The sequence below is a fragment of the Flavobacterium sp. genome (assembly GCF_035292545.1).
GTDB lineage: Bacteria > Bacteroidota > Bacteroidia > Flavobacteriales > Flavobacteriaceae > Flavobacterium.
Map to the genome: position 1 here is coordinate 1 of NZ_DATDPV010000050.1, position 13,054 is coordinate 13,054.

Sequence of the window (13,054 nt, forward strand, 5' to 3'; positions counted from 1 at the left end):
TGTGCTTTCGATTTGCATAGCGATTTTGGTTTTTGGTTAATAAAATTTTTCGAGGTTAGTTACCTTACTAAATATGCTTAACTGAGTTCTGTTTGTTCTGTTTTTGTTCTGTACGTAACTGTACGTACAGTACCTTCGCACGAGAAAAAAAAATCGGCTTATTAAAATTCAGGGGGTTGCCTCCCACCCCAATTAGTGAGCCTTACACCAATTAGTTGAAATTTTAATAAACCGAAGTTGTACACCTTGTGGTCTATTTATGTTTTTTGTTGTTTTTCTGCTGTTTCGTGCAATAAAAAACCACGAAGCTAATTGATGGCTTCGTGGTTAATACTTTGCGTTAAATCGTTTAAAAATGAATTATTGAATATTTGTAATTTATATGTTGTAATGGCTAAAATTAATCTCCCTCTCCTATTGTAGTGGAGTAGGAGGGAAGTTTTAACCAATGAAATCAAGCTCAACCCCTTTAAAATTGAGGTTTTCATAACATCAATTATAGGACAAAATATTATGATAGCAAAACAACTTGCTTTATCAATATCCTCTAAGTCTTTTCTGTAAATGGGCTTTTGAACAATCATGTGTTGAGTAATATTTTAATTGTATTTAGCGTTACAAATATTAAAATAATTAACTTTGTCCCATGTTTATATTATTGAAGTTTTAAACATCTTTAAATGTGTTGGGTTGTATTTAGCGATTATCCCACCAATCTAGGGCTAAAACCATGTTTTAGCCCTTACTTTTTACCCTGAATTGTTAATAAATGTGTCGATTGACCGAGTTCAAAACTTGTTTTGGCGACTTTTTTCGTTTGGGAATGATGAAAAACGGCTAAAATTTGCCCCTGAAATCATTCTTTTAATTGGATGTAAAAATTATATTTACAAAAAATTAAAACAAGGGAAGCCGAAAACTTAGAGTAGGCATAAAAAAATAATTATAAATTTTATGAAAAAAATTTTGTTCGCATTCGGTTGCGTAATCGCTTTTGGCTCTGCCATTAAAGCACAAGAGTCAAAAGGAGGGATAGTTGTTTACATCCCTAAAACAAATACTTGTTTTGAAGCAAGTTCAACAAGTATTTCAAAAGAAGGTAGTACGCTAAGCCTTACCATTAAAGATGCTATTCAAGTTGAACCAACGAAAGATAGAATTATGAGTGCAAGTGCTTGTAATAAGGGCGCAGTAATTGACGTGAAAGATGAAGGGGGCGGAAATCATACAATTAACTGTGATTCAAGTGTAGCTACAACTTGTTTTTGCACTGGAGCAAAATAAATCAATTATTAATCAATTTTAAAATAACTAAATTAAATGAAAAAAGTAATTCTTATGACTGGGTTTGTATTATCTGCTATTGCAGTTAATGCACAAACCAAAGAAGAAGTAGTAGTAGTACAAATACCATCTAAGGGAATAGCGCTGGAATGTCAGAGTGCCGAAATAACTAAAGAGGGCGCTACTCTAACTGGAGTAAAAGAGATTCCGTATACTAAACAGCAGGCTGTTTCCCACAACGTGCCAGGCATCCTCACCAATATTAACCATATTGGAGAATACTATTATATCCAATGTACGGCTGGACCTGGGTATTGCTTTACGTGGTATGCCAAATAATCTTTAACTTATTAATAATCTACCATAGTACTAATAACTATGGTAGATTTTTTTATAATTAATCTAACTAATTTACCCATGACAAGATACATATTACTTTCGCTATCCATTCTCTTTGCATCCATTTCTCATGCAATTGATAACCCAGTTTCTTATTACTTAGTTAAATACAAACTACCAATTAATGTAAATGTATTATCCGTATTTGGCGAAGACTGTTTAAATTGTTACTATGGCTTTTCTAACTTCATACAGAATGATAAAGAAATGAATAAAAAAGAACTAGTATTTATATTTCAAAAGAATGCTGAAAGCGAAATTGATAATATTTTTAAATACAGACTTAAGTTAAATAAAAATGACTATACTATCATAGTTGATAATGATTTTTATTCCAGTGTTAATAAGGAGGGGGTAACCGCATTAACCATAATTAAGGACAAAAATATAACTGAATACTATACAGCAAAAACCATCCATCAATTTAAGTCTATTACACCACCAATTCACTTAAAAGAAATTGATACGATTGATTTAAAGTCTAGGTTCGGAACAAAAAAACTAAGCCTAAATTTGTTAAATAAGTCTAAGGCACTTATTCAAAATCTATACACAAATGAAATTAACATATTCGATATAAATAAAAAGATAGTTACAAATACCCTATCACTTACTTATTTTAATGATAGGTATGATAGCCTATTAACACTATTAAATACCGATTCAATCAACTTGGCTTATAACCTAAAGAATTATAAGACAAACGAATTTTATAAAACCTTCCCAATCATATCAATAAAAAAAGTAACTTGTATAAATAATACCATCTACCTAGGTCTATGTGTCTATAATATGGTTTATGGTGAAAATGAAAATCATATAAATTATGAAGCAAAACAAGCATTGGTTAAACTAGATTCTAACCTAACCGTAAAACACATTTATAAGCTATTGGATAGCGTTCCATACGTAGGGAAATATGTAAGCCTTATGGATATAATCCCATTGAATAATGATAGCATTATTTTCTCTCTCTCCAGTGTAGAGAGAAAAGGGGATTCAATATGTGGCTTATACTCCTTAAAAAATAATACCATAGAACCACTAAATTGGAGTTATGAGCCATTTATGCCTAAGCTAGGCAGTCATGGCTATCCGACTTATTACCCATTTAGGGTTTACATAGATAAATCCCTAAAGGGATTTTTACACTCCAGTCCCTATATCTATAACCTGTCAACAAATGAAAAGAAGTTATTGCCTAACTTGGGCATAGACCCTCTTTCTTTTGATATATCCAGTAAGGATAAATACTTTTGGTTAAGTAAGGTCTTTAAGTATGATGATATGAATATGGTAATACTAAGCCTTACCAAGGGAAAACAAGTACTACTCCAGTATGATAATGAGATGAATAAATTGATAAATAAAACCGATATTTTTGAGGGATATTTTAAGGATGTATTTAATTTCGGCAACAGGGTATATGCCTTCGAAAACTATGCAGAAGGTAAGGATGTAGCAATCCTTCATATTTATAAATTGAAATAAAATCTAATTATGCTTATTAAGTAAAAAGCCCTGTGTAATTATACAGGGCTTTTTATAATAAATCTATCTTTCATGTAATAATTATTCGTTCTCATCAACAATAGATTCTACTATATCTAATGGCATTGCACGTAAATCCATTAAGTGCGTTTCCTCTTCTCCTTGTTCATTCTCTATTACTATGTATAACATATTTTCTTTTTTTGGTTGCAACACGTGTTGTGCAACTTTTGCCCCTCTGAAAATTTCATAAAGGCTTTCTTTTTTTGATGTTTTTGGTGCAGCTTCCTTTTTCGGTGCTGTTTTTGTTTCTGTTTTTGCCATTGTTATTTAGATTAAGTTATTTACATTTTATTGTCATTGCGATAGCGTGTATAACTATTGCACCGCTTAATATTTTTATACCTGTATCGATTAATTTTGCTGTTTCAGGTTGCAATTCAATTTTTACAGTAGGTAATTTTAATTGAGGTGTTTTTATTTTAATGGCAGGGACATTGAATTTATCTTTTCCACTTGCTACATCAACAAACTTATTGAGTGCAGAACCGTAATCGGGACTATCTGCTAAACGAACTGTAATTTTTCTTGACATAGTATGCTCCTATTAATGTTAATGCAACTCCGGTTATTATAATTACTTTTTTGTGTTGTTGGAAAAAGGTGTTTTTTTTTTAATCAATTCAATCTCGTTTGATTTAGGTAAATATTTAGCATATTTTTTATTTACATAGTTTCTAAATTCTGCTTTTGTCAGTATTCCGTCCTTATTCAAATCAAATATTGGATTTGCTTTCACCGCCCATGATGGAAATTTATAATCTTCATCTTTATACAATGCAAGCGGAAAGAATACGGCTAAATAAACATCGGATACATCTTTAAATTTTTTAGCATACGGTTTTAAATATTTATATACATAATCCAATTGCTTCACATTGCTCATCGTACGTAAATCTGCGGTTGTAGTACCTAATCCTTTTGCGGTTGCTTCCATGAATTGAATTAAACCCGATGCGCTCGATGTTGGATTTTTAATGTCCGCCCGTAAACCGCTTTCATTGTTCATTACAATCATTAAATAATGCGGAACAGTATCTAGTTTATTGCTAATATCAATGACCTTTTCACCGAATTTTTTTTGATTCGTCTTTACTTTTTCAATAAATGGCAATAGCTTGTAATCCATTTTAAAATCTGTATTTAATCCCTTTACGTGCAAGACCGAAATTTACCGCTGCTACTTCATCGCTATCTAATTTCTGCATAAATCCGCTTAAATTTTTTTCTATATCTGCATCCCAAAAATTACTGCTATCTAATGGCATACCAAAGGCTTTAATCAGTTCAAAAACATCCCTATCATTATTCATTTGTGCGAATACCTGATAAACCGCCATTTCATCAATGTTCCAAAGATTAAGCGCATTATATAATTTAGTTGCCAATAGCTTGTAATTTGTTTTTGTAAGCGATGCGGGTTTATTGGTAGCTTGTATGTCCGATTCAACGTCTTGTATCAATTCACGCCCCTCTTTTCTCAATCTTCTGCGCTCCCGCCCTTTATTTATTTGAACGACTGCAAATATTCCACCAGTAACTAAAGCAACTGCGGTAAGGGCTTTCGCCCATGCTGGAAATGCTTCAAATTTCGTTTTCATTTTAATTTGCAGCTTGTCATTTTTATTACGCTTTCAAAACCTTCAATCACTTTATTTTTTTTGGATGCTTCTATTTTTGCATCGGAGTACGATTTTTCAAAAAAATCTATTATATCACCTAGATTATCAATTGAGCGCATTTGATTTACGGCTTCTATTGGCGTGTTTTTATTGAAAGCATTATTTACGCCCGAAATTATTAAACTCTTCGTTATAGCTCCTACATTGCAACGATATACATCGTAATATTTTTTAATCACATCAAACATTTGTGAAATAGTTGTACAAGTGAATAATTCCGATTTAAACAATTGCAACTTTATTGAATTACTCATTGCTTTCCTCCTCTTCTTCTACAAGTCCAAATTCATCAATGATTAATTCAGCAACATCAGGGCGCAAACTTTCTATCTGTTTAAGTGTTGCATTAAAATTATCCTCCTCCATTTCATCCAGTTCATCATACAAACGATTCATCACGTCTTCGTTGTTTACATCAATGGACATAATAATTTCTTGCAATGTTGGCTTCTTTGGTTGTTGTCTTTGCCTTTGGTTGCGGACAATGATAGGCTGCTTTTTTTGCTGATGGTGAAAACGTTTTTCCGCTAATGCGACTTTTTGTTTTTCCAATTCAAAATACTGGTCGGCAATAGGTGCAAGTACGGGGGCAATTTCCTTCAGCCAACCTCCTATCCCATTCATTCCATTGTCGGCTAATGGTTGTTTTTCTTCCATTTCCGAAAGTTCCGATTCCAATTCCAATAGTTCATCCGCTTGTTGTTTAACCTTGTCTTTCAATACGGAATTTTCCATTTCCAAACGGCTCAATTGTTCAATGCGTGTAAGAGCCTGTTCTAATGATAAAATTTCCTCACGTTTAATTTGTTCTTTTGATATTGGAATAATGGCATGTTCTTGAGGCTTTATAGGCTCTTGCAATGTTTCATCGGATACCTTTCCTTTTTTGATTAGAAACATATCGGGTTTGGCTTTAGAGCCGTATGAATAGGTACAGTAAATACGGTAATACCCATCGGGTAAAACCCTTAATCGTTTTTGTATCTCATTAAATTTGTTCTGTATTTTTTGTGCGGGTTGGTTGTAAGATACGATTCTTTCGCCCTCTGCGCTATCCATTGCAACGTGTTTATAACCTACGTCTAAAAGTTCGTCTTTGAACTTTTGGTTAAATTCTGAAATGTTTTGTTTCATTTTGCTTCGCTGGTTTAATTTTTGTTTTTGATTTTTATCGTGCAGTTTTATCAATGGTTTTATTAATCAATACATATCCGACATTGATAATCGGATACGTGTAATTACAATCTATTTTTTTTGTGTCAGGAGGATGCAAAAATGATTGGTTGTCTATATCGCAATAGAATTGCTCTCTCCATGTATTAGTTAATGGTATTCCTTGGTTTTCCCCATACGGTAGAAAGTCCTGTTGTACTCCATCAAAATTAATTTTTCTTAAAACATTTTGATTAGGGGCATTATTTTGAGTACCGTATCCTGATGGGTTTGGTTCTTCCGTTGTTTTATCATCCAATTTCGATACGGATAAACTCCATTTACTAAAATCTAACAATCTCCATACGTCCACATGGACATCGGTTTTATGTACTTGGTAAGTATCGTATTTTGTGGAGGGAACAGTAGGGGAAGCCCATTCATTGCCATCCCAAACATTCATTTGAAAGCTGCTGCGGATAGTATATAAATATCTTTGTCCGAAACTGGTAAATGTTAAATGATGCACATTATTTCGCAATGATTCTAAAAAGTCAACGGCTGCGCCTAATTCATCTTTCCTATCCATAAAATGAGAATAGTGAAAATCCGTGATTACAATATAATTGTTTTTAGGAACGGGTATCCTACTGCTTCCAGTAGCACCGATTACCCACGTTTTATATTGTGCATCTCCTTTTTCAATCAGGTCAATTAAATTTTGTGTAATCATTTTAAATATAATGAAGTTGTAATACGCCTGTTAATCCACTAGTAGTTTGTAATTGAAAAGCCAACACGTCTTTTCCTGTCAATGGCTGCATATATGGGAAGTATTGGGATTTGATGCTTTGCGAATTGTCAGGGGAATGTAATTTTACGCTGCCGTTATCAATAATTTTATTGTTGTTGATTGCCATTGTAAACGTGTCCATTGCATTCCCAGTAGGTGTAAACATTAATCCTAAAAATAAAGTCGCATCCCCAGGGATTTCAATATTATTGATTGTAAAACTCCCTGCCGATGCAACAAAAGGAATACCTGTAACCCTCGGCTGTTCCCTTATTAATTGCCTCGATTGCGATTGAGTTAATCCACTGGCAGCACCCGGATATTGTGGTGTACCTACCGCTGATTTTCCTACTGTTGAATTTCGTTGAGCGTGTATAATGTTTTTGATGCTTCCTGTTCTACGTGGTGGATTCATCCATACTCTTTTATTTATTCTCATTGTAAAAATTTTTATGGTTTGAAAAAAAAGCCGAATAAAATCGGCTTTTTTCGGCATCAGCCTTGTTGCTGTTTATTTTCCGCGAAGCAGCCACAGCAGGGGCATATTTTTAGAAAGTTCCTTTAGGAGCAAGTAATGTTCCAACTCCTCCCGCATGGCAACCTATAAATATGTTTTTAACTTCCGCACCAGTAACCATATTTAATGATGCAGTAAATCTCACCAAAGGTTGAATGGTAATATCAGTTTCCAAATGAAATACGTTGTTATCTGTACTCCATGCTTTACGGTTAAATTCCGCTTGCATATTGGTTAAAGATAAATCCTTTATTACCCGATTGTTATCATTGTTCCAAGTCAATTGAGATAAATATTGACCTGACAATGCAGCTTGTTCAAATGTTTGAATATTGGTAATATTTCCACCCATTTGAGTTGCAACGGTAAACCAAATACGTTTGATAACCATTGATTCACCTACTTGCAAACGATTCTCTTGAATATTTGCAAATGGGAATTGGCGGGTGCTAACATTTTGAAAAAATTTCAATGTTGTTCCTGGAGCATACGGCAAATAATCGAATATCTCGAAGGTTGTAAGCTGTTGGTTTTTAATTCCAGAATTTCCGAATTTATCAGCAGTAGCAACCATTTTACGAATGGCATTGCTTGCAGTTGAAAATTGTTTTTTAACTACTGAGCGAGGGCGAGGTATAGACAGTCTTCTCATTATATTTTATTATTAAAGTGAATTTTTTTATTATTTATTTTTATTGCTTGCATTGCTTAGTACCTTGATGTATTAACGTACGCTGGATAAATACTATCATCTGCTAAAAATTCCTCGGACATTTCATCTTCATCATCTTCATCCATAAATTCATCGTCCTCGGACATCTCATCATCTTCATCCAAATAATAAAAATTACCATCAGCGGCTAAAAACATTGGATTGCCTGCTTCATCTAAATATTCAGGTTCTTCATCCATTGCATCTTCATCCGCCCAGTCCCCATCTTCTCCCATTGCTTGCATATCTTTTGCAAACGAATATCCCCAAGCAGAAGCAATGCCGACACTCATATTCGGCATTTTCAAAACAGTACCGGTAAGGAAAGAACCACCAAGCAAAGTTGCGTGTTTAGCCCATTTCGGCAGACCTTGCAACATCGGTTCAATGGATGCGACACCATAACCAGCTATTGCACCGCTTAACATTGCCTTACCAGTTTGTTGTGCGGTAGCAGGACTAAACATTTCGGATAGCATACCTTTTGAACGTGAGCGTGTTCTACGTCTGCGTGCGGTTGTACGTGTTCCGCTAACTCTGCGAGATAAACCGCTTTCGCTCATGCTTCTTTTGCGTGTTCTGCGTTTTTTTTTTGTTGCCATTTTATATAAGTATTTAAAGATTCCCAATTGATTAAGCTGTTTTACGTGTTGCCATATAAATTGCACCCGCTGTTAGCAGCACAGCCCCACCTATTACAACAGGATTTTTATAAAATGGGGTTTCTGCTCCTCCTCCTTCGGGTGTTTCTTCTTCCCCTCCCTTACCTGTAAACTTGCTTATTAATCCACCGCCCACGTCTTTAACTTTCCCCCAATCAATCCCTCCACCGCCTCCAGTAGCTTTAGCCATTTTAGCCTCTCCTTTGGCTTTTCTCAAAGCTGCTTTGCTTTCGGCTTTCAATCTTTTGCTTTCTGTTTTTTGTTTTCTGCGTTCAACCTTTGCCTCTTTCTTTTGGACTTTTGCCTCTTTTTTGCGTTTCCTTCTTTCTTTGCGGTCGGCACGTGAAGCCAAAAACATGGGTTCGGATAAAGTTCGTTGTTGCACTTCTGGTTGATACGGTGCAAGTGTTTTCATAAATACCGCCCATTGTTTGTCAGGCATGGAATCGAATTTGTCCTCACGGATATAAACGCCTCCTGTTTCAGCTTCAAAATCAGGAACGAAAATATAAGGATTGCTTGTAATACTTTGAGCTGGTTCGCTCAATGATGGATAACGTCTTTTATGTGAGGATACTCCAGGACTTCTATAATAACCGCTTACGGACACTTTGCCGCGCCTTCTATTTTCCGCTAATTGTAAATACATATTAGAATATATTAAATTTTCTTAATATGCTTCGCGGGCAATTAGGATACTAAAATAAAAACAAAGAAATCAATTAAGCAAATTTATTTTTATGCGTCCCAATTTTTCCAACGTACAGGGATTTTTTGTGTCAATGGATAGTAACGTTCTACATTATATCGTTTGTTTGTCAAATCCAATACAATGCGCTTTCCATTCCATTCTATCATAGTATAGATATGTACAGGGCATTTTTTAGAGCGACCTGCCAAAATAATATTGATGTTGTCCCAACCTTGTGCAATCATTAGTGTAATGGTTGCAATCGTGAAACAGTCGCAATCACCTTTGCCCGAATTTCCATGAAAATTGTTTTCGAGTAATGTAGGTAAGGTCTGCAATAATTCTTTTTGCGATGGGTCATTTTTATATTTCACCCTATCCATTAACCAGTTAAATAATTGTTCGGGATTTTTAAATTCTGGACAATCGTTTATTGCATAATCAATCCCGTCAATTATCTGTATTTTAATGTGTTTTAACGTATCATTAATATCCTTGTATTGTTTTAGAAGTACAGCCATTTATCTGAAAATTGAGTTTATGAAGTCATTTAAAATATTTTTTGCATCCATCATTTTATTGATATTGATGTGAATATGATAAACATTAACCTTTGCTCGCTTCGCTGTTTTTACTTTTAATTTTTTTTTACGCTCTTTTTTTGTCGGCAACTCATCAATGAATTTATTTAATTCATCGTATTGCTTTTTCATCTGCTGAAATTTCTGTGTATCCCCTCCCCTATCAGGATGCAATTGTTTTGCAAGTAATTTATATTGCTTGCGTATGCTATCCTTTGTATATGGAGGCTCAAAAAACATATCATTAGCAAATATAAATTAATCCGTATAATTTAAAATAGATGTTTGCGTTTGATATGTTTTCATTTCATTTCATTTCGTATGTATTAGTTGTGTTTAAAACATTTGCACTATCTATTGTTTCTCCATCACGTATAAAAAATTTATCACGTATCAAATTTTCATAATCTTTTTCACTCATAAATATTTTTACACATCTTTCACCTGTATATAAATTGCATTCCACAATATTATCAGGCATTTTTTTTATTACATCTATTTGTATCATGGCTATAAGGTTAAAATAAATTTCTATATTTTTTGTTCTTTTAATAATGAATAATAAGTGTTCCCTGTGGTTTCTTCATAAACTGAATTTTCATTGCCAGCAATCATGTAACGTGCATCCTCTTCTTCGATTTTAAAATAGGTTGTTTCTTGGTCGTTGAAACAAACACATTTCCAAATATTATTTAATTTGTAATGCCTTATTCCGATTATCTGTATCATTTTACAAGGTTTTAAAAAGTTCAAGTCTTACTTTATTCTCCGGTGTGTATTTCAAACGTGGTTCGATTTTTATATCCTTTCCCCTTTGAATGTATGCCACAGGTATATCGTAATCCTGTACGCTCGTATCCTTTTTTATTGATACAGTCATATAAATCGTTGCAATGTTATACGTATCGTTATCCCTGTTTTTTCCAATCAATAAAATCAATTTTGAAAATCCCATTTGTTCATCATCACGATATTTTTTTACTCCAGTTGAATAGTCTGGATTCCAATCGTATGAGAAATGCGTACTTTCATTTCCATCTCGATAATTGAATTTCAATTTGAATCTTGACCATTTAGGCTTTTGACTTTTCCTGTACAATGCAGGGTTGAAATTTTGTCTTAATGCAGTTTGAAATAAATTCGTTGCATCTACTTTCGTGTTTCTTGTGCTTTCGATTTGCATAGCGATTTTGGTTTTTGGTTAATAAAATTTTTCGAGGTTAGTTACCTTACTAAATATGCTTAACTGAGTTCTGTTTGTTCTGTTTTTGTTCTGTACGTAACTGTACGTACTGTACCTTCGCACGAGCAAAAAAAAATTGGCTTATTAAAATTTAGGGGGTTGTTTCCCATGCCAATCGGTTAGCCTTTTACCGATTAGTTTTAAATTTTAATAAGCCAAAGTTGTACACCTTTTAACTTATTTTATATGTTAGTTGTTTTTACTCTGTTTCGTAAAATAAAAAAACACGAGGCTAATTGATAGCATCGTGTTTAATATCATTCGTTAAATCGTTAAAAAATAAATTACTAAATTTATATGTTGTTATGATTGAAATTAATTCCCTTCTCTCTTTGTAGTGGAGTAGGAGGGAAGTTTTAACCAATGAAATCAAGCTAACCCCCTTTAAAATGGGGCTTTTCATAACGTCAATTATAGGACAAAGTATTTTGATAAAGAAACAAGTTCTTTTGTCAATATCCTGTAAGCCTTTATGATAATTGGGGTTTTGAACTTTCACGTGTTGATTAATATTTGTATTCGATTTAGCATTACAAATATTAAAAAAACTATCTTTGTCCCATCTTTGCATAAGATAAGTTTTTAACATCATTACAAGTGTTGGGTTCGATTTAGCAATTATCCCACCAATCAAGGGCTAAAACCACGTTTTAGCCCTTACTTTTTACCCTGAATTGTTAATAAATGTGTCGGTTAACCGAGTTCAAAACTTGTTTTGGCGACTTTTTTCGCTTGTGAATGATGAAAAACGGTTAAGATTTACCCTTGAAATCATTCTTTTAATTAGATGTAAAAATTATATTTACAAAAAATTAAAAAAGGGGAAGCTGAAAACCTTAGAGTAAGCATAAAAAATTAATTATAAATTTTATGAAAAAAATTTTGTTCGCATTCGGTTGCGTAATCGCTTTTGGCTCTGCCATTAAAGCACAAGAAGGAAAGACAATTGTTTACATTCCAAAACTAAATACTTGTTTTGAAGCGGCAGCGATTAGTACCTCAATTGAAGGTAATATCTTGACATTAAAAATGGAAGAAGCTGTAAAGGTAGAACCAACAAAAGAAAGAATAATGAGTGCTAGTATGTGTCAAAAGGGTGCTGTTATTGATGTTAAAAACGCAAGCGGTACGTATTCTGTAAGCTGTGATTCTAGTGTCGCAACAACTTGTTTGTGCGTTGGTAAATAATAATTTTAAAACTCAAAAAAATGAAAAAGACAATTTTAGTAGGTTTATTTGCAGTAGTCGCAACGTTTAGTAAAGCTCAATCAGTCCAAAACGTGTATGTTAATATTCCTGATAAAAAAATAACGTTAAATGCAAAATATGCTGAATTTTCAAACGAAGGGGCGAAACTTTCGGGCGTAACTGAAGTAAAATATACGGAAAACAAGGAGGCTGTACAAGTGTTAGGGATTTTAAGTAACTTTAATAAATACGGAGAAACGTACGTAATACAATGTACTGCGGGTCCAGGATATTGTTTCATTTGGTACAAATAACAAAGATTAAATCTGCCACAATTATTGTGGCAGATTTTTTTTAACTCTTAAAACTTAAAAGTATATGCACAAAAAAATCATTTTTACTTCGTTGTTATTTATTATAAGTATCCTTGCTTCCGCGAAACCACTTTCGTATTATCTGCTTAAATATAATCTTCCTGCAAATGTAAATGTGCTTTCTGTTTTAGAGCAGGATTGTGTTAATTGCCATTATGGGTTTTCATCATTCCTAAAGCAACATAAGGGCGAATTCGATAAAGAGAATTTTGTTTTTCTATTTCA

At 33.5% G+C, this 13,054-nt stretch carries 22 protein-coding genes; 6 read left to right on the forward strand and 16 right to left on the reverse strand.

The annotated features are described in order from the left end of the window. The first annotated feature begins 954 nt into the window (after positions 1 to 954). The 3 genes from VI621_RS08545 (at position 955) to VI621_RS08555 (ending at position 3,174) form a co-directional block, all read left to right on the forward strand. Positions 955 to 1,284 carry a hypothetical protein gene (locus VI621_RS08545; protein WP_324217961.1) on the forward strand — a complete coding sequence of 110 codons (330 nt, stop codon included), beginning with the start codon at positions 955 to 957 and terminating at the stop codon, positions 1,282 to 1,284. Between the two features lie 36 nt (positions 1,285 to 1,320). After that, on the forward strand, positions 1,321 to 1,623 hold the full coding sequence (locus VI621_RS08550; RefSeq protein ID WP_324217962.1) for a hypothetical protein: 303 nt from the start codon (positions 1,321 to 1,323) through the stop codon (positions 1,621 to 1,623). Between the two features lie 78 nt (positions 1,624 to 1,701). After that, complete coding sequence (locus VI621_RS08555; RefSeq protein ID WP_324217963.1) at positions 1,702 to 3,174, forward strand: hypothetical protein; 1,473 nt, start codon at positions 1,702 to 1,704, stop codon at positions 3,172 to 3,174. Between the two features lie 81 nt (positions 3,175 to 3,255). On the opposite strand, the gene VI621_RS08560 is transcribed toward VI621_RS08555, so the two are convergent. From VI621_RS08560 to VI621_RS08635, 16 genes are all read right to left on the reverse strand, one after another. After that, positions 3,256 to 3,498: a hypothetical protein gene (locus tag VI621_RS08560; protein WP_324217964.1), complete on the reverse strand. Its 243-nt coding sequence runs from the start codon at positions 3,496 to 3,498 to the stop codon at positions 3,256 to 3,258. Positions 3,499 to 3,514: 16 nt separating this feature from the next. Continuing rightward, positions 3,515 to 3,769: a hypothetical protein gene (locus VI621_RS08565; protein WP_324217965.1), complete on the reverse strand. Its 255-nt coding sequence runs from the start codon at positions 3,767 to 3,769 to the stop codon at positions 3,515 to 3,517. A gap of 42 nt (positions 3,770 to 3,811) precedes the next feature. Then, positions 3,812 to 4,363 (reverse strand): transglycosylase SLT domain-containing protein, encoded by a 552-nt coding sequence (locus VI621_RS08570; RefSeq protein WP_324217966.1) that lies wholly within the window; start codon positions 4,361 to 4,363, stop codon positions 3,812 to 3,814. A 1-nt stretch (position 4,364) separates the two neighbouring features. Continuing rightward, positions 4,365 to 4,835, reverse strand: a complete 471-nt coding sequence (locus VI621_RS08575; RefSeq protein ID WP_324217967.1) for a hypothetical protein — start codon at positions 4,833 to 4,835, stop codon at positions 4,365 to 4,367. Next, on the reverse strand, positions 4,832 to 5,170 hold the full coding sequence (locus tag VI621_RS08580) for a hypothetical protein (protein WP_324217968.1): 339 nt from the start codon (positions 5,168 to 5,170) through the stop codon (positions 4,832 to 4,834). Before VI621_RS08580 ends, VI621_RS08575 begins: the two co-directional genes overlap by 4 nt. Beyond that, positions 5,163 to 6,104: a hypothetical protein gene (locus VI621_RS08585; RefSeq protein ID WP_324217969.1), complete on the reverse strand. Its 942-nt coding sequence runs from the start codon at positions 6,102 to 6,104 to the stop codon at positions 5,163 to 5,165. The genes VI621_RS08580 and VI621_RS08585 overlap by 8 nt, the downstream gene beginning before the upstream one ends. Further along, positions 6,085 to 6,801: a hypothetical protein gene (locus tag VI621_RS08590; protein ID WP_324217970.1), complete on the reverse strand. Its 717-nt coding sequence runs from the start codon at positions 6,799 to 6,801 to the stop codon at positions 6,085 to 6,087. The genes VI621_RS08585 and VI621_RS08590 overlap by 20 nt, the downstream gene beginning before the upstream one ends. A 1-nt stretch (position 6,802) precedes the next feature. Further along, positions 6,803 to 7,300, reverse strand: coding sequence for a hypothetical protein (locus VI621_RS08595; protein WP_324217971.1), 498 nt, complete (start codon positions 7,298 to 7,300; stop codon positions 6,803 to 6,805). A gap of 109 nt (positions 7,301 to 7,409) precedes the next feature. Beyond that, positions 7,410 to 8,030, reverse strand: coding sequence for a hypothetical protein (locus VI621_RS08600; RefSeq protein ID WP_324217972.1), 621 nt, complete (start codon positions 8,028 to 8,030; stop codon positions 7,410 to 7,412). A gap of 56 nt (positions 8,031 to 8,086) precedes the next feature. After that, the gene (locus VI621_RS08605; RefSeq protein WP_324217973.1) at positions 8,087 to 8,692 is read right to left on the reverse strand and encodes a hypothetical protein; all 606 of its coding nucleotides are present in this window, start codon (positions 8,690 to 8,692) and stop codon (positions 8,087 to 8,089) included. 31 nt (positions 8,693 to 8,723) lie between these two features. Then, positions 8,724 to 9,401, reverse strand: coding sequence for a hypothetical protein (locus VI621_RS08610; RefSeq protein WP_324217974.1), 678 nt, complete (start codon positions 9,399 to 9,401; stop codon positions 8,724 to 8,726). Positions 9,402 to 9,490: 89 nt separating this feature from the next. Further along, a complete protein-coding gene (locus tag VI621_RS08615) occupies positions 9,491 to 9,964 on the reverse strand; it encodes a hypothetical protein (RefSeq protein ID WP_324217975.1) in 474 nt (157 codons plus the stop codon). After that, positions 9,965 to 10,264, reverse strand: coding sequence for a J domain-containing protein (locus VI621_RS08620; RefSeq protein ID WP_324217976.1), 300 nt, complete (start codon positions 10,262 to 10,264; stop codon positions 9,965 to 9,967). It abuts the gene before it with no gap. A gap of 67 nt (positions 10,265 to 10,331) precedes the next feature. Continuing rightward, entirely contained in the window at positions 10,332 to 10,532 is a 201-nt protein-coding gene (locus VI621_RS08625) for a hypothetical protein (protein ID WP_324217977.1), read from the reverse strand. 23 nt (positions 10,533 to 10,555) lie between these two features. Next, complete coding sequence (locus VI621_RS08630) at positions 10,556 to 10,753, reverse strand: hypothetical protein (RefSeq protein WP_324217978.1); 198 nt, start codon at positions 10,751 to 10,753, stop codon at positions 10,556 to 10,558. A 1-nt stretch (position 10,754) separates the two neighbouring features. Then, complete coding sequence (locus tag VI621_RS08635) at positions 10,755 to 11,207, reverse strand: hypothetical protein (protein ID WP_324217979.1); 453 nt, start codon at positions 11,205 to 11,207, stop codon at positions 10,755 to 10,757. A gap of 930 nt (positions 11,208 to 12,137) precedes the next feature. On the opposite strand from VI621_RS08635, the gene VI621_RS08640 reads away from it, so the two are divergent. The 3 genes from VI621_RS08640 to VI621_RS08650 form a co-directional block, all read left to right on the forward strand. Next, a complete protein-coding gene (locus VI621_RS08640) occupies positions 12,138 to 12,455 on the forward strand; it encodes a hypothetical protein (protein ID WP_324217980.1) in 318 nt (105 codons plus the stop codon). A 20-nt stretch (positions 12,456 to 12,475) separates the two neighbouring features. Next, positions 12,476 to 12,769: a hypothetical protein gene (locus VI621_RS08645; RefSeq protein ID WP_324217981.1), complete on the forward strand. Its 294-nt coding sequence runs from the start codon at positions 12,476 to 12,478 to the stop codon at positions 12,767 to 12,769. A gap of 64 nt (positions 12,770 to 12,833) precedes the next feature. Next, the coding region (locus tag VI621_RS08650; RefSeq protein ID WP_324217982.1) for a hypothetical protein at positions 12,834 to 13,054 on the forward strand (221 nt) is incomplete at its 3' end.